Below are 23,553 nucleotides of genomic sequence, written 5' to 3'. Positions count from 1 at the left end.
TCTCTCTCTGTTTCGGATGGGGTGTTCGGCACAGGGGTGGTCAGCGGTGGGTGCCGCGGGTGGGCAGGTTGTCGAGCCGGGGCCGGTCGCCGTCGCGGAGGCGCTGCCGGGCCCGCCGGTAGAGCTCGGCGACCGGTTCGAACGGCACGGTCACGCCGAGTCCGGCCGTACCGTCGGGCGCGAGGTCGAACAGGGCGGTCTTCCAGCCCTCGATCGGCGCCTGTCCGCTGCCGCGCTCCAGCCACGGGCCGGGCAGGAACAGCGACCGGCCGGCCCGGGACCGGCTGGCCTCGACGACCAGCGGGGTGCCGGCCAGTTCGGCGCGGGCCGCCTTCAGCCGGGCGGGCTTCCAGCCGGTCCACTTCGCCGTGTTGCGGTCGGTCGGGTCCGGCATGGCCAGCAGCATCAGGTACAGTGCCGCCGCGTCGGAGCCCAGGCCGTGTTCCCCGGCCACCTCGGCGACCAGTTCGGGCACCGACCGGGTCGGATCCTGCGGCCACCAGGTCCCGTCCGCCGCCCGCGCGCCGGCACCCGGCTCCCCCGGATCGCCGAGCAGCGCCGCGAACCGTGGGCTGCGGACCAGGCGCAGCGCCACCTCCGTCGAGTACGGCTTGGCCGCGTCGGCCCGCAGCGCCGGCAGGTACGGGTCCGTCCCGTCGGCGTCGAGCAGGTCCGGCCGGAGCGCGGGCGAAGGCTGGCTGTCGTAGGTGGACAGGACGATGGCGCCGTACCGTTCCCAGCCCGGGCCGGTCTCCGACGGGGTGCCCGCCACCTGGCGGAACGCGGGCAGGGAGACGTACCGGTTGAGGTCCAGCAGCAGGCCGGGGTTGCCCAGTCGGTCCCGGATCACGGCCAGCGCGGCCGGCAGCGCGGCCCGGCACGGGTCGCCGGCTGGCGTCTGGTGGGCGACCCAGGCGGCCAGGGCGAGCACGGAGCGCAGCACCTCACCGGTGAAGCCCGCCCCCTGGCCGTCGACCTTCCGGGCCCGGTCGCCCCTGACCTCGAAGGCCAGGTCGGTGCTCAGCTCGGCCGAACGGGCGGGGTCGAGCAGCGCCGGCAACGCCTTCGCGGGTCCCCAGCCGGTTCGGACCGTGCGCACCGCCTCGGCGAGCAACTGTTCGGGCACCACCACCCGGGGCCCCAGGGTGGCGTTCCAGACCGCCGCGGCGGCGGCCACGTCCGGACCGTCGGTCCACAGCCGGGCCGGGTCCTCCGGCAGCAGCGCCGAGACCACGGCCCGCCGGACCGCCGGGCTGGCCTCCCTCAGGATCCCGAAGGCCAGCTTGACCTCGCCGACCTGCCTGACCCCGAGCGCCCGGCGCAACTCGGTCGGCACGGTGTGCGCCGAGTCCGCGTACGGGAGGCCGGCCAGCACCAGCTTCGCGGCGGTGGGGGTGACGCCGGTCAGCTCGGCGAACTGCTCGGCCGCCTCCGGCCGCCAGGGCAGCGGGCCGCGCGCGGCCAGCTCGGTGAGGAAACCGGCCAGCCAGCCGGCCGGCCGTTCGTCGCCGACCGGCGCCGAGGACCGCACCGTGTACGGCTCGGGTACGGCGAACACGCCAGCCGGGTCGTGGTGCAGCGCCTCGAAGGAGTAGCCGGTGGACGTGCCGCTCCGGCTGAGGACGGCCATGAACGCCCCGTCGGGCAACGGCAGGATGCCCGGCCCGGGGTTGCGGCGCGAGCCGTCCGGGTTGGTCAGGTCGTCGTCCAGCAGGTGCAGGGTGCACCGGCGCCACCGGGCCGGTCCGGCCGCCGTGCTCAGGTCGAGCCGGTCCAGCTCGGTGAGCAGGGCGCGTAGCGTCTCCCGGTGTTCGTCCGGGGTGACCGCCGCGGCGGCCCGGTAGGCGACGGCTGCGGCACCGCCGAGCAGGGACCACCAGTCCAGGGCGCTCGGCAGCGACGGCCCGTCGATGTGCAGCCGGACGGCGGGTTCGCTCCCGATGGCGGCGGACCGCTGGGCGGCGAACGCCTGGAACTGGGTGAAGGTGCTGGTCGAGCCGCTCGCCCCGTAGACCGAGCCACGCAGACCGTCCAGCGCCAGGTTGAGCTCCTTGTCGGTGGGTCCGGCCGCGGTGGGCGCCGGCGTCACCGCCGCCGGGGCGGACAACGACCTGGCGAGCCGCTCGGTCACCGCGTCCAGGTCGGTGCGCACCCGGGCGGCCAGCCGCAGCACCCCGGCCACCCCGGCCAGCACCGCGTCGTGGCTGACCGCCGGCAACGTCGAGCGGACCAGCTCGACCAGCGTGTCCTCGTCGTCTTCGGTGACGGCTGCCGCCGCGGAGCCGGAGGTGCCGGCCGGTGCGCCGCCCATGGACGCCGGGACGGCGACGGGAAGGCCGGTGGCGGCCTGCGTGGCCACGGTCAACCGGGATCGGGTCGCCGCCTGGGTCGCGGCCCGCGCGGCCTCTTCGGCCAGGGCGACGCGGCGTTCGTCGAGGGCGACCTTGAACAGCGCGGCGGCGGTGTCCCGGTCCATCCGGCGCAGGGCGGTGGAGCCGATCGGGTCCCGGGGCAGCAGGTTGCCGAGGAACTCCTGTCCCGGCAGCGGGACCGCGTCGCAGGCGTGGCCCCGGCCGGACGGCGTTCCGGCGACGGCCGACACCATCCCGTCCGGGTCCACCAGGACGAAACCCCTGAGGACGGCCCGCGGCCGGTCGTCGCCGGGCAGCACCAGCGCCGCGATCGGCTCCTGCCCCGGGGCCACGGTGACGGTACGACCGGCCAGGTCCTCCCCGCGTACCGAGCCGTCGGGCAGGGTGACCACCCGCCAGCCGAGCAGCCCGTCCACCGGCGCCGCGGCCGGGGTGGGTCGGTCGGACAGGGCTGGCCGCAGCCAACTGGCCGACTCCTGGAGGTGGCTTCCGCCGACCGGGAGGTCGGCCAGGAACCGGGGCAGGCTGCGCCGGCCGTGGGTGTTGCTGGCCGGGTCGTACTCGCGCCAGCCGTGGTCGCCGCCCTCCTCGCCGGAGCGGTAGACCCAGTGGGAGATGCCGTCGGTGATGACCGGCAACTGCTCCGGAACAGCGGTGTCACCGGCGTGCAGCACACCGTCGCCGGTGGTCCGCCCGCCGCCGACCAGCGGCAGGGTGATCCCGTTCTCGCGCGGCCGGCTGCCGTGGCGGTCGCCGAGGATGGGCTGCGGCTCGCCGGGCGACGAGTGCCAGTAGCCGCGCAGCTTGTAGCCGAGCGCCTTGGAACACCAGAAGACCAGCAGTTGGCCGTCGACGTAGTGGTAGCCGGGCTTGCCCCACATGTCGTCGGCCGGTATGCGCAGGTCGTGGCGGAGCACGATGCCCTCCGCGCCGAGCACGCGCACCGTGGTCGGCCCGCCCAGGATCAGGTGCGGCCAGGCCTCCTGCCGGATCAGCTCGACGCGGTGGTCGCCGCCGGTCACCTCCTGCCAGGCCTGCTCCCAGTCCGGCCAGCCCAGCTCGTCGACGATTCCGCCACGCAGGCTGCGGGCGACGCGCTCGGCGAGGTCGATGTCGAGGATCTGCCTGAGGTCGTCGCCCTGACCGGGGTCACCGGCCCCGTCGAGGCTCCCGGACACCAGGCGCAGCGCCTCGACCGGGAGCCGGCCCAGCCAGTCCGCCGACTTCGGCAGGTACGGCAGCCCGGTGGCGAACCGGTCGCGGATCCGGTCCCGCAGCCATTCGGTCAGCAACGGCCGGATGCCCGGCGTCACAGCCAGCCGGCGGAGGGCTTGTTGCTGGTCGTCGAGCTGGTCGAGGCCACGGCGCAGGGCCACGGCGAACCGGTCGTCGCCGGCCACGGCGAGCAACTCCCGCGTTCCCTCGCCCCTGACCCAGTGCGCCAGGTCCAGGGTGTCGAGCTCCTTCGGCGGGGTCACCGGCAGGTCGAGGGTGAGCAGCAGGTCGAGCAGGTCCAGGTCGTCCGTGGCGGTGAGGGTCTCGCCGCTGTCGGTCAGTTCGGCGCGCAGCCGTTCGGCCATCCGCTCGACGAGCGGATACAGCTGTGACAGCGGCTTGCGGCGGTAGCCGGAGTCGGCCTGTTTCACGAAGCGGCGCAGCCAGCCGACGGAGCCGTCCTGCGGGCGGGCCGCGTCCGGCACCTCCGGGTCGTGGAGCCCGGCGAGGGCACCGGTGTCGGTCAACAGGGCGAGCCAGGCGACCAGGTTGTCCCGGTCGGTTGGCATCAGGTCGAGCAGGCTGCCGCGGATCGCGGGATCGCGGCCCGCCAGCGCCGTCACCGTCGGCAGGTGCGCCTTCCACCAGCCGGCCGGCGCCTCGGCGGCCACCGGTAGCCGGAGCAGCTCGGTCAGGTAGGCCGACTCATGGTCGGCGACGGCGGCGGCGCCGGCCTTGCCGGCGGCCTTGGTGGCCGTCCGGACCAGCCTGTTCACCGCGTTGGCCGACTGCGTGGACGGAACCACCCCGGCGGCTGCGGCCCGCAGCGCCAGCCGGCAGAACCGCTCCAACGCCTCGTCGGCCGGCAGTTGGGCGGAGAGTTCCTTCGCGTGGCCGGCCAACGCGGTCGCGGACACCACCCTGGCCGCCGCGAACTCCACGTAGACCTCGTCCAGCCGGTTCAGGTCGACCGGCAGGCCGTGTTGTGCCTCCGCCTTGCGCGCCTTGTTGAACAACTGCGTCGCGTAGGTGTCCTGCCCGGCGGCCAGGAACACCCGCGCCGCCTGCTCGAAGAACGTCGGCAGGAAGTGCGGCAGCGTACGGGCGAACCGGTCGGCGACGCTCTGATGCCCGTCCAGGGCGGCCTTCGGCCGGGACCGCACCTGCTTGGCCAGCTTCTGCAACTCCGGCACCACCGCCAACGCGTGCCGGCCGTCCTCCGGGTGGTGCACCAGCACCCACTCCGGGAAGGCCAACGGGCGGCGCGGCCCCAGGCCGACGACGGCCGGCTCGGCACCCGGTGCCAGGCCGAGGAACCCGACGGCGATGTCCTCGCCCTCGCCGAGGGCGGCGTCGACCAGGCGGACCACCAGCCTGTCGTCGAGGGCCGGGTGCCGGTAGGTGCGGGCGGTGAGGGGCACCGCCCGGTCGCCGGCTCCGGCGGTGTCGGTCGGTAGCACCGCGCCGGCAGCCAGCAGGCTTTCTGCCGAATCCTCGCCCGACATGGTCGTCATCCCGGTCACGCCTTCTTCCCCGTTCCGGTCACGGCGCCGGACAGGGCCGTCGCCATCCGCATTCCTTCCGACCAGGCCACCGGCCCGACCTCGGTCAACCGCAGCGTCGGTCCCTCCACGACCGACCAGGAGAGGGTGCCCAGAGTCGCCTCGGAGTCCCAGTAGTCCTCGTCGAACCACATGGCAGCCTCGACCGTGCGGCCGGCCTCCCAGACCCGGCACTTGACCTGCGAGCCGGAGACCCGGAAGCCGAGCGTGGCGGCGCGGGCGGCCAGCCGGTTGGGGACCGTGTTGCCGCGGAAGTCCGGGATCGTGGTGTCACGATCCTTCAGGTCGGCGGGCTTGCCCCAGGTGCCCCGGTGCAGTTGCTCGACCCGCTGGGCGATGTCCAGTTCGTCGGCGAACTCGCGTAGGTCGGCCAGGTCGGGCAGGCCCACCGGGTGGGGCAGCGTGGCGCTGGCCGGCGAGAGCCGTACGGTCTCCCCGTCGAGGTTGACCACGCGCAGGTCACCGGTGTCGGTGACGTCCCGCAGGAAGCCCGGCTCGGCCGGATCGTCCCCGAGCACCACGAGGTCGCGCAGCGCGTCCCGCCAGGCCGGGTCCGGCCAGATCCGGGCGAGCAGCCCGGTCGGCACCGGCAGCGAGGACACCACCCAGGCGTCGACCCGGGCCTGGCATTCCGCGGTGTGCCGGTCCAGCCACTGGGCGAGCTGGCGCAACCGGTCCACCTCGGGGTCGTCCCGCAACACCTTCGGCAGGGTCTTCAGTGGACGGCCGTTGGCCCGCGGGCCGGCGGACCGGGCCGCCACCTTTCCGTCCACGAGAGAGATCTCGTACGAGTCTCCCACCGGTAGCCAGCCCATCAGGAATACCCTCCGCAGTGGCAATTAGCCAGATTTCGTGAGGAATCGGCCGCGATCAACAACGCAGCGCACGCTAACAGTAGTCACCGACACGACAGTGACCCGATTGGCCGGGCGCCGGGGCGGAGGCCGGCGGGACGGGCAGGACGGAACCCGCGGGAGTCGCAGGTCCGGCCGGTACGGCTGCACGTCGACGGTCAGTCGCGGGCCCGACGCGAGGCATCGCAGTGACCTGGGTCACACCGAATCACCCAACCTCCCACCGACCGGGGCGCGGCTGCGGCGGAACGTGGCGTCGGCACCCCCGAAGGCGGGGGCAACTCCGAGAGAGCCACGGCCATCCTCCCGCCCGCCATGAAGTGATCAATAGCGAAGAGGATCGCTTTCCCGCCAGTCAGACCGCACCACAGGTCGAATACGACAACCGCCCTCTACCTGCAATTACCCGACAAAGAACAACCCTTGGCGGCTCAGCGAGACACTTGACAGACACATAGAAGCTGATAAATTTTTTGTGGAAATCGAATGGCAATCAGTTCTGGGAGCGGGCCGATCGTCGATCGAGTCCTTCGACTGACCCCGAGGAGCAACGGTGAGTCAAACCAGCAAGGAGCCGATCAACCGGCGGTCGATCCTTCGCGCGGGCGCGCTGCTCGGTCTGGGAGCGGGCGGCGTCCTCACCTCGGGCGCTGCCAGCGCCGGGCCGAGCGGGAACGGCGACGTCAGGATGCCCGATCCGGTCGGGGCATACGACGACCCGCCCGCGCGCGGCGTGGTGCTGCGCCATCAGCAGGGGACAGATCTCGCCGGGCCGCACAGCGAGAACCACTCGCCCGGCGTGGCGCCCGAGTCGCAGTTCAGCGACGATCCCGGTGGCGGTCCGGGCACCAACGTCATGCGGCAGCTGCACTTCCGCAACAGTTACGGTCCCCGGATCAGGCTCTGCATCTCGTACTACAGTCCGGGCACCTGCGCCTATGCGGGGCTGTGGGGTACGCGCGGCTGGTGGAGCATCGACTCGGGGCAGTCGGTCCATGTCCTGAACACGGAGAGCCGCTGGGCGTACTTCTTCGCCGAGGCGGCGGATGGCGCATTCTGGGCCGGTGATCTACAGGTCATCCATGTCCCGAACACGTCGCCCTTCGACTCCTGTCTGGACTATCACCGAATCGGCGATCGCACCCTGGGACTGCGCGGGATAGACCTCCGCGCAGATGTCTGGACCGTGAACCTGGTCTCCGGGTGACCGACGCCGTTTCAGCCGAGAGTGACATCGGACGGGTGCTCCCGCGGGACGGCCGGCGTACCGGGATCAGCCGGGCTTCCCGTTCGTCGGCGAGGGGGCGGCAGCGTTGAGCCGGGCGGCCTGGCGCGTCAGGTGGTCCCGCTCGGCGAGGTTGGGGGCCTTCTGAGCCGCCTCGGCGTACAGCCGTGCCGCCGTCACCAGGTCGCCGTCGCGTTCGTGCAGGTACGCGGCCACCGCGGCGTGGCGGGGCAGTGAGCCCTCCAGCGCCGCGAGCACTGCCAGCCCGGCGCGCGGTCCGTCGGCCTCGCCGATGGCCACTGCGCGGTTGAGGCGGACGACCGGGCTGCCGGTCAGGCGCGCGAGTTCGTCGTACCACTCGACGATCTGCACCCAGTCGGTCTCCCCGGCGGTGGGCGCGTCGGCGTGCAGTGCCGCGATGGCCGCCTGGGCCTGGAACTCGCCCAGCCGGTCGCGGGCGAGGGCGGCCTGAAGGATCTCGACACCGTCGGCGATCGACGCGGTGTCCCACCGGCCGCGGTCCTGCTCGGCGAGCGGCACCAGGCTGCCGTCGGGCGCGGTCCGGGTGGCCCGGCGGGCGTGGTGGAGCAGCATGAGGGCCAGCAACCCCGCCACCTCGGGATGGTCGATCGCCGCCGCGAGCTGCCGGGTGAGCCGGATGGCCTCGGCGGCGAGGTCGACGTCGCCGGAGTAGCCCTCGTTGAAGACCAGGTAGAGCACGCGCAGCACGGTGGCGACGTCGCCGGGCTGGTCGAACCGCACGCCGGAGACGGTGCGCTTGGCCCGGCTGATGCGCTGCGCCATGGTCGCCTCGGGCACCAGGTAGGCCTGGGCGATCTGCCGGGTGGTCAGCCCACCGACCGCGCGCAGCGTGAGCGCGACCGCGGACGACGGCGTCAGCGACGGATGGGCGCAGAGGAAGTAGAGCTGGAGCGTGTCGTCCACCGCAGGCGCGGGCCCGGGTGCCGGCTCCTCGTCGACGAGGTCCTCACGCCGGCGGCGGGCGGCGTCCGCCCGCGCCGCGTCGAGGAACCGGCGCCAGGCCACGGTGACCAGCCAGCCCTTCGGGTCCCGCGGCGGGTCGGCCGGCCAGACGCGGACCGCCTCGACCAGCGCGTCCTGCACGGCATCCTCGGCCGCCGCGAAGTCGGCTCCGCGGCGGACGAGGATCCCGAGAACGCTCGGCGCGAGGCTCCGCAGCAGAGCCTCATCCATGCGAGAGGCACTCCGTGATGGTGGGCGACGCGGCCAGGAACGGCCGCAACTCGAGCCACTCGTGGATCGGCTTCCCGCCCGCCCCGGGGGCGGCCGACAGCTCCCCGGCCAGCTCGATGGCGCGCTCGTAGCTGTCGACGTCGATCACCATCCAGCCCGCGACGAGGTCCTTCGTCTCGGCGAACGGACCGTCCGTGACCGGCGGGCGCCCCTCACCGTCGTACCGGACGAACATCCCCTCGGGGGCGAGCGCCTGAGCGTCGACGAACTCGCCGGTCCCCTCGAGCCGGGCCGCGAAGTCGTTCATGTACTGCACGTGCGCCGAGATCTCCTCCGGCGCCCACCGCTCCATGGGCACGTCGTTGACCGCAGCCGGCGCGCCGCGGTAGTGCTTGAGCAGCAGGTACTTGGCCATCGTTTCTCTCCTCGGTGCTGGTGCGACCCATTCTGGTCGAGTTCACCCCGGGGACGGAGCCAGTCCCGGGTTCTCGACATCGCCGCCCGATCGACATCGCCGCCGGCCGCGAGACCGCCGGGACGGGTCCTTGAGTCGCTCCGACCACCTGACCGGTCGACGCGAGGTCCCGGCGGGTGATACGGGGAATTCCCTATGCACCCCGCACCCCGCCCCAATATAGACTTCTGTCGATTGGCTCGCGGCGGGTGGCCAGAGGGGAGCGGAAGATGACTTACTCAGGCAGACGCTACGGGCGCCGGGTGATCGGCGCCTTCGTCGCGATCGCGACCGGCATCGTCGCCACCGCCGGTTCGGCCGTGGCGGCACCCGCGGTCGGCGAGGTCCGGCTCGCGGGCAGCCCGAACGCGGTCGCGGACAGCTACATCGTCGTACTCAGGGACGCGGCTGTCGGAGCGCGGGCCGGCACCGCCCGTGCCAACGTCGCGGTACCCGTCAAGGCCGGCGAACTCGGCAAGCGGTACGGCGGCACCGTCACCCGGGTCTATGCTGCGGCGCTCAACGGCTTCGCGGTGACGCTCAGCGCCTCGGCCGCGAAGCGGCTGGCGGCCCACCCCGACGTCGCCTACGTCGAGCAGGACCAGGTGGTGTCGATCAACGCGACCCAGACCAACCCGCCCTCGTGGGGGTTGGACCGGATCGACCAGCGCGACCTGCCGCTGGACCGGGCGTACACCTACCCGAACACGGCCAGCAACGTGCGGGCGTACGTCATCGACACCGGCATCCGCTTCTCGCACAGCGACTTCGGCGGGCGGGCCGTCAGCGGCTACGACGCGGTCGACGGTGGGTCGGCGGACGACTGCAACGGGCACGGCACGCACGTCGCGGGCACCCTCGGCGGCGCCACGTACGGGGTGGCCAAGGGCGTCCACCTCGTCGGCGTACGGGTACTGAACTGCCAGGGCAGCGGCACCTACGCCGGGGTCATCGCCGGGGTCGACTGGGTGACCCAGAACGCGGTGAAGCCGGCGGTGGCGAACATGAGCCTCGGCGGCACGGCGAGCAGCACGCTGGACAACGCGGTCACCAACTCGATCCTCTCCGGCGTGACGTACGCCGTGGCGGCCGGCAACTCCACCGCCAACGCCTGCAACTCCTCGCCCGCCCGGGTCACCGCCGCGATCACCGTGGGCGCCAGCACCAGCACCGACGCGCGCGCGGCGTACTCCAACACCGGAAACTGCCTGGACATCTGGGCGCCGGGCACCTCGATCACCTCGGCCTGGTACAGCAGCAACACCGCGACCAACACCATCAGCGGTACGTCGATGGCCGCGCCGCACGTGGCCGGCGCGGCGGCCCTGGTGGTGTCCGTCACCGGCTGGCCCCCGAATGTGGTCCGTAACCACCTCGTCGCCAACGCGACCACCGGCAAACCGGCCAGTCCGCTGCTGTTCGTCGTGAACTGAGTCGGCAACGGAACACGGAGTGAAGGTGCGGGGAGTCGGCGCGAGCCGATTCCCCACACCCGGTCGTACCCGAGTACCCATGGGCCCGGTCGCCTCGGCGGCACCGGCGGAAGCTCAAGGAGGGCGGACGGAATGACAATTCTCAGCAGCAGCCGGCAGGTGCTCGCCACCAGCCTCGCGGTGGTCGCGACCCTCGCGGTGGCGGGCCCCGCCCCGGCCGCCGCCGTGGCGACCGGACAGATCCAACACGCCGGCAGCGCCACCGCCGTCGACGGCAGCTACGTCGTGGTCCTCCGGGACGGGGCGGTGGGCGCGGCGGCTGGCACCCGGCGCGCGGCCGACACCGTACCGGACCTGGCCGCGGGGCTGGCGCGACGGTACGGCGGCAGCGTCACCCAGGTCTACGGTGCGGCGCTCAACGGGTTCGCGATCCGGCTGGCCGAGTCGGCCGCGGAACGGCTGGCGGCCCACCCCGACGTGGCGTATCTCGAACAGGACCGGACCGTCACCTCCAACGCCGTCCAACGGCCCACGCCCTCGTGGGGCATCGACCGGATCGACCAGCGCGCCCTGCCGCTGAACCAGACGTACCACTTCGAGTACGTCGCCAGCGGCGTGCGGGCGTACATCATCGACAGCGGCATGCGCGTCACCCACTCGGACTTCACCAGCGGCCGGGCGACCAGCGGATACGACGCGATCGACGGCGGGCCGGCCGACGACTGCAACGGGCACGGTACGCACGTCGGCGGCACCGTCGGCGGCCTCCAGTACGGGGTGGCCAAGGACGTCAGGCTGGTCGCGGTACGCGTGATCGCCTGCGTACGGCCCAGCACCGTGGCGGAGGTGATCGCCGGCGTGAACTGGGTGGCCGCCAACGCGGTGAAGCCGGCGGTGGCGACCCTCGCCGTCAACGCCTCGGCCTCGGCCGCCCTCGACAACGCCGTCAACACGGCCGTCGCCTCCGGCGTCACGTTCGTCGTGTCCGCCGGCAACGACGCCGCCAACGCGTGCCACTACTCGCCCGCCCGGGTGCCGACGGCGATCACGGTCGCCGCCACGTCGCAGACCGACCAACGCCCCGCCTGGTCCAACACCGGGACGTGCCTGGACCTCTTCGCCCCCGGCGTGGCCATCAACTCCGCCTGGCACACCAGCGCCGCCGCGTCGATGAGCTACAGCGGTACGTCGATGGCTGCCGCCCACGTGGCCGGGGCCGCCGTCCTGGTCCTCGCGGCGAACCCGACCTTCACCCCGGCCCAGGTGCGGGACGCCCTCCTCGCGAAGGCGACCGTGGGCATCGTCGCCAACCCCGGCACCGGTTCGCCCAACCGCCTGCTCCACGTCGGCCCGTGACCGGGCCCGCCGGGGTGGGGCAGCGCGTGGGGTCTCATGGCCTGAGCGCCGGGCGGCTTTCGCCGGCTTGATGCCAACTTCCGCCATCTGACATCATCCGCCGAAGGAATACGTATTTACGCCTGCCGATCGGGCTCCGTAAGGATGTCCACCCGCCCACGCCACCACCTCGGGGCACACGGCGGTCCCCCATCATCGGGAGGAAATGTGTCTACCAGTCTCGCAGGAAGAGCGCGTCGGTCGACGCTCGCCCTGCTCACCGGCGCGGCGCTGGCGATGCTGTTGTCCGTCACCGCAGCCGGCGCCGCACCACTGACCGACCCGGCGGGCAACCGCGGCGCCGCCAACGCCGTCCCGGTCGACGTGTACATGAAGGACACGTCCGCCGACGTCGGGCTCCAGCCGCACTCGTTCAACCCGCTCTGGCAGAGCCCGGACATCAAGGTCTGCCACACCGCCGTCGAGTGCCCGACCAGCCAGAACCCGATCGTCGGTCAGCGGAACTACATCTTCGTCAAGCTGCGTAACCCCGGCCCGTACGGCACCAGCGTCATGGAGGAGGGCGCCATCGAGGTCTACCGGACCACGCCCGGTGGCGGGGCGGCCTGGCCGGGCGCGTGGACGCAGATCGGGTGGATGTCCGTGCCGGTCTATCCGGGCGTCACCTCGGTGACCATCCCGTGGGACGACGTGCCCGGTCCGGGTCACTTCTGCCTGCTGGCCCGCTGGGTCTCCCCGAACGACCCGATGACCTTCGAGGGACCGGACATCGGCGTCAACACCCGCAACAACAACAACATCGCGTGGCGCAACGTCGACTCGGTGGCGCTGGTCGCCGGCGGCCTGGCGCAGATCCGGCCGTTCGCCATCGGCAACACGCTGACCCGGGCGGCCCGCAGCAGCGTGGTGTTCAGCCAGACCGGGGCGCCCTTCCAGACCGCCGGCGGCCGGCTCGTCGCCGACCTCGGGCCGACCCTGTTCGAGCGCTGGGTCAAGGGTGGCAAGGCCGGCAAGGGTGTCCGCGAGGTGGGCCGTAACCAGGTCGAGATCGTCGACATCGGCCAGGCCAGCCTGGACAACCTGGAGCTGAATCCCGGTGAGCGGATCGCCTTCTCGCTCAACTTCACGGCCGCCACGCCGACGCAGGAGAAGATCGCCGTCAACGTGACCCAGATCGGCCCGGACACCACCGGCGCCGCCCGGGCCGACCTCGGCGGTGTGCGGTACGACATCACGGTGGCTCAGCGGAAGTAGTCGTCCAGGAGGGTAGGGACGGAGGTCGCGGACGGGCCCGCGACCTCCGTCTCCGCCTGACCAGCCCGGACACCCGGTGGCAGCCGCCCCGACCCGCGGGGTGTCCCGCTCAGCGCAGACTGACCCAGGCGGTCGCCACCGCGTACTCGCCGGTGCGGGCGCAGAGCTGGACCGGGCCGGCGGGCGGTGCCCCCAGCGAGAAGAAGCCCACCGCGTCCACCGGCACCTCCTCGTACCCGCCGGCGGAGGTCCGCGCGGTGACCCGGCCGCCCCGGGCCGGCGAGAGCTGCCCGACGATGCCGGTCGGGGTCACCTCGATCTCGACCACGACCGGACCGGCGCGGAACGTCAGCGTACGGGCCGAGCCGGTCGACCGGGTGAGACCGGCCGGCTCCAGGTCGCAGGCCGAGTCGAAGGTCAGCTCGGCGACCGCCAACTCGGCGTCGATGCTCCGCCAACCGAACGCGGCCAGCGCTGCGGCCAGGAACTCCTCGGGCACCGGGCCCGGGTCCCGCAGGGCGGCCCTCAACTCGGCCAGCAGGGCGTCGTCAGCGGCTGGCGGCCACCGCTCCATCCCGGTCACCTCCGCTCCCGTCGTTGTCCGGGCGCGCCCTGACGAAAGGGGCGAGTGCCGGACACTTCCGCAGCTTGTGCAGGCACCGGGCCTGGGTCGGGCCGACACTGCCCACCGGCATGCGTAACCGCGCACCGATCTCGCGGTAGCTCGACGGCGGATCGGCCATCAGCAGGGCGAGCAGTTCCCGGCAGCGCGGCGGCAACTGCGCAACCGCCTCCCGCAGCGCCTGCTGCCGCTCGGCGCGCAGCAGGTCCTCGTCCGGGGTGACCGGATCCACCAGCAGAAGGGCACCGACGTGCCCGTCGGCCGAGTCGTCGTACGGGTCGAACGGCTGGGTCCGCCGGCCGAGGCGGAGCAGCCGGTAGCACTCCCGCCGGGTGGTGGTGATCAGCCAGGCGGGCAGCGCGTCCGACTCCCGCAGTCGCCCCAGATGCTCCACCAGTCGCAGCCAGACGGTCTGGTTGACGTCCGCCGCGTCGACCTGGGCGAGCCCGTAGGACCGGATAACCGAGAGCACCAGCGGGGTGTACCGGCGGACCAGCTCCCTCCATGCCAGCTCGTCACCGCAGGAGGCGGCGGCGACCAGGCCGACCGTGCCGCGTTCGCTCATCGGGACACCACCCTGCGCGCCGACGCCGACCTCACGCGACGAGCACGCCGTAGTGGGGATGCCAGCGGGGGCCGGCGACCAGCGCGGCACGGGCCGCCTCGGCGCTGAGCCCGGCGCTGGTCATCAGCGCGGCCAACCGGCCGGAGACGTGGCCGGTGGCGAACGAGGTGCCGACCCAGGCGGCGAAGCCGTCGAAGTACCGGGTCGGCTGGCCCGGCAACTGGAGCTGGCCCCTGACGTAGGTGCTGGTCCGATCCCCCAGGGCGCAGGCGTCCACCCACGGCCCGAAGCTGCTGTACGGCGCCGGCTGCGGGCCGGTGGGCCCGGCACTCACCGCGCCCACCGCCAGGACGCGGTCCAGGGCGGCCGGCCAGGTCCGCCGGCTGGTGCCGGCGTTGCCCGCCGACGCCACCACCGCTCTGCCGGGCAGCGCGGCGAGCGCGTTGACCAGTGGCAGCGGAGGCTGGTCGTCCTGGGTGAAGTAACCCAGCGAGAGGTTGACGACCGACGCCTGCGGGCTGAGCCGGCCGAGGGCGGCGACCAGCATCTCCTCGTCACCGACGCCGGTGGCGTTCAGCGCGGCCTCGGGATCGAAACGTACGCCCGGCGCGGCCTGCCGGACCACTCCGGCGACGAAGGTGCCGTGGCCGCCCTGGAGGGCCAGCATGTCCGCGCCGACGTAGACCGCGTCCTCGTCGTCGGCCTCGGGGAGGTAGCTGCCGGCCAGCCACTGTGGGTGAAGGGAACCGGCGTGGCGCCAGATTCCGGTGTCGCAGATCCCCACCGTCACTCCCGCGCCCTCACCGGCGCGCGTCGGATCCGGGGCGGGCAGAGCACCCGCGACGCGCGGCGGGCCGCCCGGATTGCCCATGATGTTGCCGAAGCCGAGCAGGGCGTGGTGCGGCTGGACGACGGGAACCGGCTGGCCGGGCCACTGCTGCGGGTCGCGGAGCTTGGTCACCACCGACGGGACGTCGGTCTCGGTCGCGAAGACGAGCCGGGCGACACCGGCGAAGCCGACGCCCTCGGTGGCCGGGAAACCGTAGCTACGCAGCCGAGCCATGACCCGCTGCACGTCCGGGCGGGCCACCAGGAGCTGCCGGGGCCGGTAGAGGAACTCCCGGCCGGGAACGGCGTACCGGCGTAGGTCGGGGTCGGCCGCGAGGGCCTCCAGAAAGACCCGCTGGTAGGTCGCGTCGGGCGACTCGCCGGCGACGGCCGGGCCACCTCGCCCGACGAGACCGAGCGGCGCCGCCGCGGCGGCCAGGGCGGACCAGGTCACGACCTGCCGGCGGGACATTCCGGCGGGCGGGCGCGACGCGAAGGAGTCGTCAGACGGCACCGGTCCTCCAGGCGGTCGAAGATGCGTGGTCGGCGACAGGCCGGGGTAACTACGGATGCGCTTTCGGAGGCATCGGACGATTATTTCAAAGAATAGTCCGATGTCAATTGCTTGTCGTTCAGGCGACTGATTCGGACGCACTCACCGCGACGCGATTGACCAGGAAGCGCGACTGCGGGATTCTTCCTGGCATGGCCGACAGTACCGTTTCCGGTGCCGTCACGGCCCAGACCGCACTCGACGCCGTCCAGCGCTACCCACGCGAGGCGATCGCGATCGGCCGACGGGTCCTCGCCGTGGGTCCCGACGCCGACGAGCGCGCCGCCGCCGAACGCGCCATCGGGCTGGCCCTGCGGGAACTCAACGACCTGCCGGGCGCCCTGCGACACCTGCGCCGGGCGGTGCGGGTCGCCGGCTCGCCCCGGGTGCGGGCACTGGCCCAGATGAGCCTCGGGTACGTCCTGGCCAACGCCGGGCACACCGCGGCGGCGCTCCGCGCGGTGACCCTGGCACTGCCCCGGCTGACCGGCGCCGACGCCGGCCGGGCCCGCATGCAGCGGGGTGTCGTGCTGCACTACCGGGGGCGCTTCGACGAGGCGGTCCGGGAGTACGGCATCGCGGTGGAGATCGCCCAGCGCGAGGGCGACCCGCTGCTGGAGGCACGGGCGCGCAACAACCGGGGGCTGCTCAACGCCCACCGGGGCACCAGCCGGGACGACGACGACCTGTTCCGCTCCGCGGCCATCTTCAGTCGGCTCGGGCTCGATCTGGCCGCCGCCGACGCCCGCTGGAACATCGGCATCGCCGCCGGTCAGCGCGGCGACGTCGCGGGCGCGCTGCGCAGCTTCGCCACCGTCGGCGAGGAGTACCGCCGGTTGTCGGTGCCCCGGCCGGCGCTGCTGCTGGACCGATTCGAACTGCTGCTCTCGGTGCCGCTGGTCGACGAGGCGGTCGAGGTGGCCACCTCCGCCGTGACGGAGCTGCGGCGCAGGGGCATGGCCTCGGATCTCGCCGAGGCGCTGTTGGCCCGGGCCCGGGCGGCGCTGCTCGCCGGTGACCTGGACACCGCCACGGGGGCCGCCGCCTCGTCGCGGGCCCGCTTCCGTCGCCAGGGGCGCCGCACCTGGGCCGCCTTCGCCCGGCACGTCGAGCTGCGCGCCGAGCATGCCCGGGGCACCCGGTCGGCAGCCCTGCTCACCGCCATGGTGCGAACCGCGGAACAGCTCGACGCCACCGGCTGGCCCTCGCCGGCGCTGACCACCCGGATCGAGGCCGCCCGGCTGGCCGAGGCGCTGGGCCAGCCCGCCCGGGCGGCCGAACTGCTGGCGGTGGCGGCCCGCGCGCACCGGCGGGGCACCGCGCCCCACCGGGCCCAGGGCTGGTACGCGCTCGCCCTTCGCCGCCGGCTCGACGGCGACCTGCGGGGTGCGGCCGGGGCGCTGCGCCGGGGACTGGCGGTGCTCGATGGCCACCGGGCCTCCCTGAGCGCCACCGAGCTACGGGCACACAGCGGGGCGTACGGGCAGGACCTGGCCGCTGAGGGGCTGGACATCGCCGTCCGCACCGGCACGCCCGCCCAGGTGCTGGCCTGGGCGGAGCGCTGGCGGGCCAACGCCCTGCGGATGCGCGCGGTGCAGCCGCCGCAGGACCCCGGGCTGGCCACCGCCCTGGCCGAGCTGCGGATGGTCAGCACCGCCCTGGAGGACGCGTTGCTCGCCGGCCACCCGGTGCACACGCTGCGGCGCAGCCAGGGTCGGCTCGAACAACGCATCCGGGAACTGGCCCGGACGGTGGACGGTGGAGTCCGGGGAGTGGACGGTGGCGGCCTGGTGGCACCGCCCGCGGTACGCGCCCTCGCCGCCGCGCTCGGTCACGCTGTGCTGCTGGAGCTGGTGGCGCACGGGCCACGGCTGCGGGCGGTGCTGGTCCGCGGCGGCCGGACCAGCCTGCACGACCTCGGCCCGCTCGACGACGCGCTGAACCGGGCCCGGCTGCACCGCTTCGGGCTGCGCCGGCTGGTCACCACCGGCGACTCGGCCAGTGCCCGGGCCGGCGTCGCGTTCGCCGCCGCCGCGCTGGACCAGCAGCTCTTCGGCCCGGTACGCCGGCTGCTCGGTGACCGGCCACTGGTGATCGTCCCGATCGGCGCGCTGCACGCCGTACCCTGGTCGGGCCTGCCGACCTGCGCCGGGCGCCCGGTGACGGTGGCGCCCTCGGCGACGGTCTGGTTGCGCGCCGCCGGTCGGGTCGTCCCGGCCGGGCCGCCGGTGTTGGTGGCCGGGCCCCGGCTGCCTGCCGCCGAGACCGAGGTACGCCAGCTCGGCGCGGCCCTGCCCGGCTCCCGCCCGCTCACCGGCCCCGGCGCCACCGCCGACGCGGTCACCGCCGCGCTGAACGGGACCCGGCTGGCGCACATCGCCGCACACGGCACCTTCCGCGCCGACAACCCGCTCTTCTCCACGCTGGAACTGGCCGACGGACCGTTGACCGCGTACGAGTTGGAGCGGCTGACCCGCCCACCGGGCTGCGTGGTGCTCTCCGCCTGCGACTCCGGCCTCTCCGGGGTCCGGCCGGGCGACGAGGTGATGGGCTTCACCGCCGTGCTGCTGGCCCTCGGCGCCCGCAGCCTGATCGCCACCGTGCTGCCGGTCCCGGCCGGCCTGACCACCGCGTTGATGCTGGACCTGCACCGGCGGATGCGCGCCGGTGTTCCGCCGGCGGTGGCGCTCGCCGAGGCCCAGCGCGCGTTCGACACCGCCGGTGGTGGCGGTGCCGCCCACGCCACCGCCGCCGCCTTCGTCTGCTTCGGCGCCGGCTGAGCGGGGTGCACCCGGTGCCGCGAGCACTACCCGTGGTGGCGGTCGGGCCCGTCGCGCCAGTCGTGAGCGGACGTCGTGGCGAGGTCGAACAGTTCGTCAAGGACGATCTGGCACGCCGCGGTGAGAGCTGATCGGCTGCGAACGGCCGCGTAGACGTGCCGGGTCAACGGTCGACGCAGCGGGCGCGTGGCGACGTGGTAGCGACGGTCCACGGCCATCTCAGGCAGGAGCGACACGGACATTCCTGCCTCGACGTGTGCCAGCAGCAACTCGTAGCTGACGAAGCGGCCGGCCACGATCGGCTCGAATCCGGCCTGCCGGCAGGTGCTCGTCACCAGGTTGGACAGGTACGTGCCGGGCATGTCGACGGACCAGGCCGCGTCGGCGAAGTCGGCCAGGTCCACCGGTGCGTCCGAGGTGGCCCGCGACGGCGGCATGACGAGCACGATCTCGTCGGTGAGCAGGGGGATGGCGTGCACGTCAGGGTGCAGCGGCATGGACCCGTCGACGAAGTCCGCGGTCACGATGACGTCGTAGTCGCCGCGGCGCAGGGCCGGATGGCTGGCCTGCGGGTCGAGCTCGGAGACCTCCAGGTCGATCTTCGGATGCGTCTGCCGCAGCCGCGCGGCGAGTGGAATGGCGACGGCGCGTACCGCGCTGGAGAAGGCCGCGAGCCGTACCGGTCCCGCCGGTTGTCCGGACAGGCCCTGTAGGTCGGCCTCGGCGGCCTTGATCTGGTCGAGGATGATGCGGGCGTGCCGGGCGAGCGTGCGCCCGGCGGTCGTGAGCTGTACGCGGCGGCCGGCGCGCCGCAGGAGTTCCGTGTGGGCCTCCGCCTCCAGGACCGACAGCTGCGCCGACACCGCCGACGGACTCATCCGCAGGGCCGCGGCGACGGCCCGAACGGTGCCGAGGCTGTCCAGCAGGCTGAGCATCTCCAGGCGTGCCGTGTGGAGCCGCATCGGGACACTCCTTGTACGGGTTTTCCGCACAGCCTAGCCAGAAACTTCAGCTTTTCGCGCACAACGAACGGCCCTATCGTGAGGCTCATGACGCTGACTGCCGCTCAGGCTGCCACCGCCCGGTTCTGGTCTGACGCGGACCGTCACCTGGTGCGCTACGGCGCCCCCTTCACGTCCGAGATCATCGAGCGCGCGGCCGGAAGCTTCGTGTACACCGCCGACGGCCGGCGGGTCCTGGACTTCACCTCGGGTCAGATGAGCGCCATCCTCGGCCACAGTCATCCCGCGATCGTCGAGACGGTGCAGCGACAGATCGCGAGCCTGGACCACCTGTTCAGCGGCATGCTGTCGCGCCCGGTCGTCGACCTCGCGCGGCGGCTCGCCGAGTCCCTCCCCCCGCCGTTGGAGAAGGCGCTGCTGCTGACGACCGGCGCCGAGTCGAACGAGGCGGCCATCCGGATGGCCAAGCTCGTGACGGGCAAACACGAGATCGTCGCCTTCGCCCAGTCGTGGCACGGCATGACGCACGCCGCGGCCGCCGCGACGTACAGCGCCGGGCACAAGGGCTACGGGCCCACGCCGCCGGGGAACTTCGTGATCCCCACGCCCAACCCGTACCGACCCGACTTCACCACGCCGGACGGCGGGTTGGACTGGCAGCGGCAGCTCGACTACGGCTTCGCCCTCGTCGACGCCCAGTCGTCGGGGAGTCTCGCGGCGTGCATCATCGAGCCGATCCTCAGCTCCGGCGGCGTCATCGAGCCACCGCCCGGCTACCTCGCCGCCCTGGCGCGCAAATGCCGCGAGCGCGGCATGCTGCTGATCGTCGACGAGGCGCAGACCGGCCTGTGCCGCACCGGCACCTGGTACGCCTTCCAACGCGACGGCATCGTGCCCGACATCCTCACGCTCTCCAAGACGCTGGGCGCCGGCCTGCCGCTCGCGGCGGTGATCACGACCGAAGAGATCGAACAGAGGGCGTACGAACGCAATTACCTCTTCTACACCACGCACGTCTCCGACCCCCTCGTCGCCGCCGTCGGCAACACCGTGCTCGACGTCCTCGAACAGGAGCAGATGGACGTACGGGTCCGGGAGCTCGGCGAGTTCCTACGCGCCGGCCTGCTCGAGATGCGAGACCGGCACGACGTGGTGGGAGACGTACGGGGACGCGGCCTGATGCAGGGAGTCGAGCTCGTCGTCGACCGGGAGACGCGAGAGGGCTCGGACGTCCTCGGTGCCCGCGTCACCCGCCGCTGCCTCGAACTCGGCCTCCACATGAACGTCGTGCAACTGCCCGGCATGGGCGGCACGTTCCGGATCGCGCCGCCCCTCACCACGACGCGGGAAGAGCTTGCCCTCGGTCTGGAGATCCTGGACCAGGCGATCGGGGAGGCGGTGCCGGCCTGACCGCGTATCGGCCGGTGCGGCGGGCACGGATCGTGCCGGCCGCCGGCCGACCCGCCCGCCGTCCGGTGGTGGCCGGCCCGATCGTCAGCGCTCGGCCGCCGGGCGCTGGGCGGTGAACCAGTCGCAGATCTCGCTGCCGGTGAGGAAGATGGTGTCGGCCCGATCCGACAGCTCGTCCAGGATGCGGTCGAAATACCGGATCCGGTGGGGCACCCCGACCATGTGGGGATGGATCGGCAGCGTGAGCACCCTCGGTTCGAGCGCCGCCTCGGCGGCGAGCACCTCGACGGTCTCGGTGAACCGCCGGTACATCTCGTCGGAGGAGTGTTTCTCGGTGGCGTAGATGATGCTGTCGTTCAACTCCAGCGAGTACGGCAGCGCGACCAGCGGTCTCGGCCGGGCTGCCAGCCAGACCGGCACGTCGTCGACCACCCAGTCGCAGGTGTAGTCGACGCCCGCCGCGGCCAGCAGGTCGGGAGTCGTGAAGGTCTCCTGGAGGCCGGGGCCGAGCCAGCCCCGGGGTCGCCGGCCGGTGAACTCCTCGATCTTGCGCAGGCACTCGTCGATCACCACGCTCTCGTCCGGTGCCGACGGCAGCGCCTGCTGGTGCAGGCCGTGTGCGATGAACTCCCAGCCGCTGTCCCGCAGCCGCCTGGCCGCCTCCGGATAGGCGTCGATGACGGCGGCGTTGAAACTGACGCTGGCCGGCAGCCCGCGACTGGTGAGCGCGGACACCACCCGGGGTAGTCCCCGGCGCATGCCGTACTCGGCCCAGCTGTAGTTCGGCACGTCCGGGATGTGGTCCGCGCCGTGCGGGCTGCCCAGGAGCTTACGGGGCATCGGGGCATCCAGCGGCCAGTGCTCGACGTTGAGCACCACGTGCGCGATCAGCCCCTTGCCCGGGGCGGGCGGTTCCAGCCCGGTGCCGCTCTCGCCGTACGAGTAGGCGATCCGTGGTGTCGTGGGGGTCATCGCCGCTCCTGTGTGTTCGACCAGATCTCGATGATGTCGGCGGCGGGGCCGACCGTGGCGTACCGGTGCCGGGCGGTGTCCAGCGTCGCCCGGTGCAGTGCCATGTCCCACGACGCGCAGGCGTCTTCGGGGATGACCACGTAGTAGTCGTGGCTGAACGCCTCCCGCGCGGTCGCCTCGACGCAGGCGTTGGTGGACACACCGGCGCAGATGACGGTCGACCGGCCGAGGCTTCTCAGCACCAGGTCGAGGTTGGTGCCGGCGAACCCGCTGTAGCGGTACTTCTTCACCAGGATGTCGTCCCCGGTCGGGGTGAGTTCGTCGACCACCTGCTGCCCCCAGGATCCGTCGACGCAGATGTCCGCGACGGAGAAGCTCGCCCGGCTGCGCGCGTCCAGCCACGGCCCGGAGTCACTGGCGCCGTCGGGCAGGGTGGTGTGCGCCACGTAGATGACGGGCACCCCGGCGGTGTGGGCGGCGTCGATGAGCCGGCGTTGCACGGGGATCACGGCCCGGGCCGCGCTGGCGTCCCGGCCGCCCCGGACGATCGTCTTGCCCGCGGGGTGCAGGAAGTCGTTACTCATGTCGATGATCAGCAGCGCGGCACGGTCGGGGCGTACCTTCTCCGGCAGCGTGCTCAGTACGGTCGGCCGGCGCCCGTTCCCGGGGGCCGGGTCGGGGGTGGCTGCCGGATTGGGGTCGGTCATGTGATCGTCTCCTGGTCCGTGTCCTCGCGGTGGCGCTGTCAGCTCTGGCTCCCCTGCCGGCTGATGAGCTGGCGGGTGATGATGTTGCGTTGGATCTCGTTGGTGCCCTCGCCCACGATCATCAGCGGCGCGTCCCGGAAGTACCGTTCGATGTCGAACTCGGTCGAGTATCCGTAGCCGCCGTGGATCCGCAACGCGTCCATGGCGATCTGCATGGCGGTCTCCGAGGCGAACAGCTTCGCCATTCCCGCCTCCAGGTCGCAGCGCTCGCCCCGGTCCAGGCGTTCCGCCGAGTCGTGCAGCATCAACCGCGCCGCGGTGAGCCTGGTCGCCATGTCCGCGAGGTAGTTCGAGATCGACTGGTGCTTCCAGATCTGGACGCCGAAGCTCTCCCGCTCCTGGGCGTAGCGCAGCGCGTCCTCGAACGCGGCCCGGCCGACCCCGACGGCCCGCCCGGCAACCTGGATCCGGCCGATCTCCAAGCCACGCATCATCTGGACGAATCCGCGCCCGGGCACGCCACCGAGCACCGCGTCGGCCGGCACCCGGAAGTCGTCGAAGCTGAGTTCACAGCTCTCCACGCCCTTGTAGCCGAGCTTGGGCAGGTCGCGGGAGACCTCGAAGCCGGCCCCCTTCTCCGCGAGCAGGACGCTGATCCCGGCGTGCGGCGGCGTGGCCGCCGGGTCGGTCTTGCACAGCAGCGCGACCATGCCGGAGCGGCGCGCGTTGGTGATCCAGGTCTTGGACCCGTTGACGACGTACTCGTCACCGTCCAGTCGGGCCACCGTGCGGATCGCCTGGAGATCCGATCCGCCCCCGGGTTCGGTGAGCGCCATCGCCGCACGCAGTTCGCCGGTGGCCATTCGGGGCAGGTAGCGCTGTCGTTGTTCCTCCGTGCCGTAGAGGAGGATCAGCTTGGCCACCACGGTGTGCCCGCCGATCACGCCGGCCAGCGACATCCAGCCGCGGGCGAGCTCCTCGGTGACCATCGCGTAGCAGACGGTGGAGACGCCGACCTCGCCGTACGGCTCGGGAATGGTCAGGCCGAACACGCCCATCGCCGCCATCTGCCTGATGAGGTCCTCGGGGTAGACGTTGTCGTGTTCGAGGTCCCGGACGACCGGCTTGACCTCCCTGTCGACGAAGTCCCGAACCAGGTCCACAATCGCCCGTTCCTCGGCGGAAAGTACGAACAACGTGATCTCCTTCGTCCA

General features: G+C 72.8%; 17 protein-coding genes. 6 read left to right on the top strand and 11 right to left on the bottom strand.

Translation table 11 applies throughout. The features are described from left to right. Positions 1–40: 40 nt before the first annotated feature. Positions 41–5,101 (bottom strand): hypothetical protein, encoded by a 5,061-nt coding sequence (locus AB0D32_RS12975; protein WP_357088703.1) that lies wholly within the window; start codon positions 5,099–5,101, stop codon positions 41–43. A 5-nt stretch (positions 5,102–5,106) separates the two neighbouring features. After that, a complete protein-coding gene (locus AB0D32_RS12970; protein ID WP_357088701.1) occupies positions 5,107–5,964 on the bottom strand; it encodes a DUF4132 domain-containing protein in 858 nt (285 codons plus the stop codon). 592 nt (positions 5,965–6,556) lie between these two features. On the opposite strand from AB0D32_RS12970, the gene AB0D32_RS12965 reads away from it, so the two are divergent. Beyond that, a complete protein-coding gene (locus tag AB0D32_RS12965; protein WP_357088698.1) occupies positions 6,557–7,210 on the top strand; it encodes a hypothetical protein in 654 nt (217 codons plus the stop codon). 66 nt (positions 7,211–7,276) lie between these two features. On the opposite strand, the gene AB0D32_RS12960 is transcribed toward AB0D32_RS12965, so the two are convergent. Both AB0D32_RS12960 and AB0D32_RS12955 read right to left on the bottom strand, forming a co-directional pair. Continuing rightward, on the bottom strand, positions 7,277–8,443 hold the full coding sequence (locus tag AB0D32_RS12960) for a DUF6596 domain-containing protein (RefSeq protein ID WP_357088696.1): 1,167 nt from the start codon (positions 8,441–8,443) through the stop codon (positions 7,277–7,279). After that, on the bottom strand, positions 8,436–8,858 hold the full coding sequence (locus AB0D32_RS12955; protein WP_357088693.1) for a YciI family protein: 423 nt from the start codon (positions 8,856–8,858) through the stop codon (positions 8,436–8,438). Before AB0D32_RS12955 ends, AB0D32_RS12960 begins: the two co-directional genes overlap by 8 nt. A 269-nt stretch (positions 8,859–9,127) precedes the next feature. Here AB0D32_RS12955 and AB0D32_RS12950 point away from each other — a divergent pair, with 269 nt between their 5' ends. The 3 genes from AB0D32_RS12950 (at position 9,128) to AB0D32_RS12940 (ending at position 12,940) form a co-directional block, all read left to right on the top strand. Then, positions 9,128–10,330, top strand: coding sequence for a S8 family peptidase (locus tag AB0D32_RS12950; protein WP_357088690.1), 1,203 nt, complete (start codon positions 9,128–9,130; stop codon positions 10,328–10,330). Between the two features lie 132 nt (positions 10,331–10,462). Then, positions 10,463–11,686, top strand: a complete 1,224-nt coding sequence (locus AB0D32_RS12945; protein ID WP_357088687.1) for a S8 family peptidase — start codon at positions 10,463–10,465, stop codon at positions 11,684–11,686. A 207-nt stretch (positions 11,687–11,893) separates the two neighbouring features. After that, on the top strand, positions 11,894–12,940 hold the full coding sequence (locus AB0D32_RS12940; protein ID WP_357088684.1) for a hypothetical protein: 1,047 nt from the start codon (positions 11,894–11,896) through the stop codon (positions 12,938–12,940). 109 nt (positions 12,941–13,049) lie between these two features. Here AB0D32_RS12940 and AB0D32_RS12935 read toward each other — a convergent pair whose 3' ends face one another. Genes AB0D32_RS12935 through AB0D32_RS12925 form a run of 3 tightly spaced genes read right to left on the bottom strand, consistent with a single transcriptional unit; the run spans position 13,050 to position 15,469 of the window. Beyond that, positions 13,050–13,514, bottom strand: coding sequence for a hypothetical protein (locus AB0D32_RS12935; RefSeq protein WP_357088682.1), 465 nt, complete (start codon positions 13,512–13,514; stop codon positions 13,050–13,052). Then, positions 13,489–14,127: a sigma-70 family RNA polymerase sigma factor gene (locus tag AB0D32_RS12930; RefSeq protein WP_357088679.1), complete on the bottom strand. Its 639-nt coding sequence runs from the start codon at positions 14,125–14,127 to the stop codon at positions 13,489–13,491. Before AB0D32_RS12930 ends, AB0D32_RS12935 begins: the two co-directional genes overlap by 26 nt. Before the next feature lie 31 nt (positions 14,128–14,158). After that, a complete protein-coding gene (locus AB0D32_RS12925) occupies positions 14,159–15,469 on the bottom strand; it encodes a S8/S53 family peptidase (RefSeq protein WP_357088676.1) in 1,311 nt (436 codons plus the stop codon). 191 nt (positions 15,470–15,660) lie between these two features. On the opposite strand from AB0D32_RS12925, the gene AB0D32_RS12920 reads away from it, so the two are divergent. Next, positions 15,661–18,288, top strand: a complete 2,628-nt coding sequence (locus AB0D32_RS12920) for a CHAT domain-containing tetratricopeptide repeat protein (RefSeq protein WP_357088673.1) — start codon at positions 15,661–15,663, stop codon at positions 18,286–18,288. A 26-nt stretch (positions 18,289–18,314) separates the two neighbouring features. On the opposite strand, the gene AB0D32_RS12915 is transcribed toward AB0D32_RS12920, so the two are convergent. Next, positions 18,315–19,250, bottom strand: a complete 936-nt coding sequence (locus tag AB0D32_RS12915; RefSeq protein WP_357088670.1) for a LysR substrate-binding domain-containing protein — start codon at positions 19,248–19,250, stop codon at positions 18,315–18,317. A gap of 87 nt (positions 19,251–19,337) precedes the next feature. Between AB0D32_RS12915 and AB0D32_RS12910 the strand changes: the two genes are divergently transcribed. After that, on the top strand, positions 19,338–20,660 hold the full coding sequence (locus AB0D32_RS12910; protein WP_357088668.1) for an aspartate aminotransferase family protein: 1,323 nt from the start codon (positions 19,338–19,340) through the stop codon (positions 20,658–20,660). 84 nt (positions 20,661–20,744) lie between these two features. Here the strand turns inward: AB0D32_RS12910 and AB0D32_RS12905 are convergent, their stop codons facing one another. From AB0D32_RS12905 to AB0D32_RS12895, 3 genes are read right to left on the bottom strand one after another with little or no spacing between them, the layout of a single operon-like run. Beyond that, a complete protein-coding gene (locus AB0D32_RS12905) occupies positions 20,745–21,632 on the bottom strand; it encodes a polysaccharide deacetylase family protein (protein WP_357088666.1) in 888 nt (295 codons plus the stop codon). Then, positions 21,629–22,339 carry an isochorismatase family cysteine hydrolase gene (locus AB0D32_RS12900; RefSeq protein WP_357088663.1) on the bottom strand — a complete coding sequence of 237 codons (711 nt, stop codon included), beginning with the start codon at positions 22,337–22,339 and terminating at the stop codon, positions 21,629–21,631. The genes AB0D32_RS12905 and AB0D32_RS12900 overlap by 4 nt, the downstream gene beginning before the upstream one ends. Positions 22,340–22,377: 38 nt before the next feature. Beyond that, positions 22,378–23,535 (bottom strand): acyl-CoA dehydrogenase family protein, encoded by a 1,158-nt coding sequence (locus AB0D32_RS12895; protein ID WP_357088660.1) that lies wholly within the window; start codon positions 23,533–23,535, stop codon positions 22,378–22,380. Between the last annotated feature and the right edge of the window lie 18 nt (positions 23,536–23,553).

Source organism: Micromonospora sp. NPDC048170, assembly GCF_040652795.1.
Taxonomy (GTDB): Bacteria; Actinomycetota; Actinomycetes; order Mycobacteriales; family Micromonosporaceae; genus Micromonospora.
This window is presented reverse-complemented; position numbering and strand designations above follow the sequence as displayed.

Excerpts from the sequence above, each read along its gene's own strand:
- AB0D32_RS12960 (WP_357088696.1), bottom strand. The coding sequence starts at position 8,443 with ATGGATGAGGCTCTGCTGCGGAGCCTCGCGCCGAGCGTTCTCGGGATC.
- AB0D32_RS12945 (WP_357088687.1), top strand. The coding sequence starts at position 10,463 with ATGACAATTCTCAGCAGCAGCCGGCAGGTGCTCGCCACCAGCCTCGCG.
- AB0D32_RS12930 (WP_357088679.1), bottom strand. The coding sequence starts at position 14,127 with ATGAGCGAACGCGGCACGGTCGGCCTGGTCGCCGCCGCCTCCTGCGGT.
- AB0D32_RS12970 (WP_357088701.1), bottom strand. The coding sequence starts at position 5,964 with ATGGGCTGGCTACCGGTGGGAGACTCGTACGAGATCTCTCTCGTGGAC.
- AB0D32_RS12975 (WP_357088703.1), bottom strand. The coding sequence starts at position 5,101 with ATGACGACCATGTCGGGCGAGGATTCGGCAGAAAGCCTGCTGGCTGCC.
- AB0D32_RS12900 (WP_357088663.1), bottom strand. The coding sequence starts at position 22,339 with ATGACCGACCCCAATCCGGCAGCCACCCCCGACCCGGCCCCCGGGAAC.
- AB0D32_RS12905 (WP_357088666.1), bottom strand. The coding sequence starts at position 21,632 with ATGACCCCCACGACACCACGGATCGCCTACTCGTACGGCGAGAGCGGC.
- AB0D32_RS12920 (WP_357088673.1), top strand. The coding sequence starts at position 15,661 with ATGGCCGACAGTACCGTTTCCGGTGCCGTCACGGCCCAGACCGCACTC.
- AB0D32_RS12955 (WP_357088693.1), bottom strand. The coding sequence starts at position 8,858 with ATGGCCAAGTACCTGCTGCTCAAGCACTACCGCGGCGCGCCGGCTGCG.
- AB0D32_RS12915 (WP_357088670.1), bottom strand. The coding sequence starts at position 19,250 with ATGCGGCTCCACACGGCACGCCTGGAGATGCTCAGCCTGCTGGACAGC.
- AB0D32_RS12950 (WP_357088690.1), top strand. The coding sequence starts at position 9,128 with ATGACTTACTCAGGCAGACGCTACGGGCGCCGGGTGATCGGCGCCTTC.
- AB0D32_RS12935 (WP_357088682.1), bottom strand. The coding sequence starts at position 13,514 with ATGGAGCGGTGGCCGCCAGCCGCTGACGACGCCCTGCTGGCCGAGTTG.
- AB0D32_RS12910 (WP_357088668.1), top strand. The coding sequence starts at position 19,338 with ATGACGCTGACTGCCGCTCAGGCTGCCACCGCCCGGTTCTGGTCTGAC.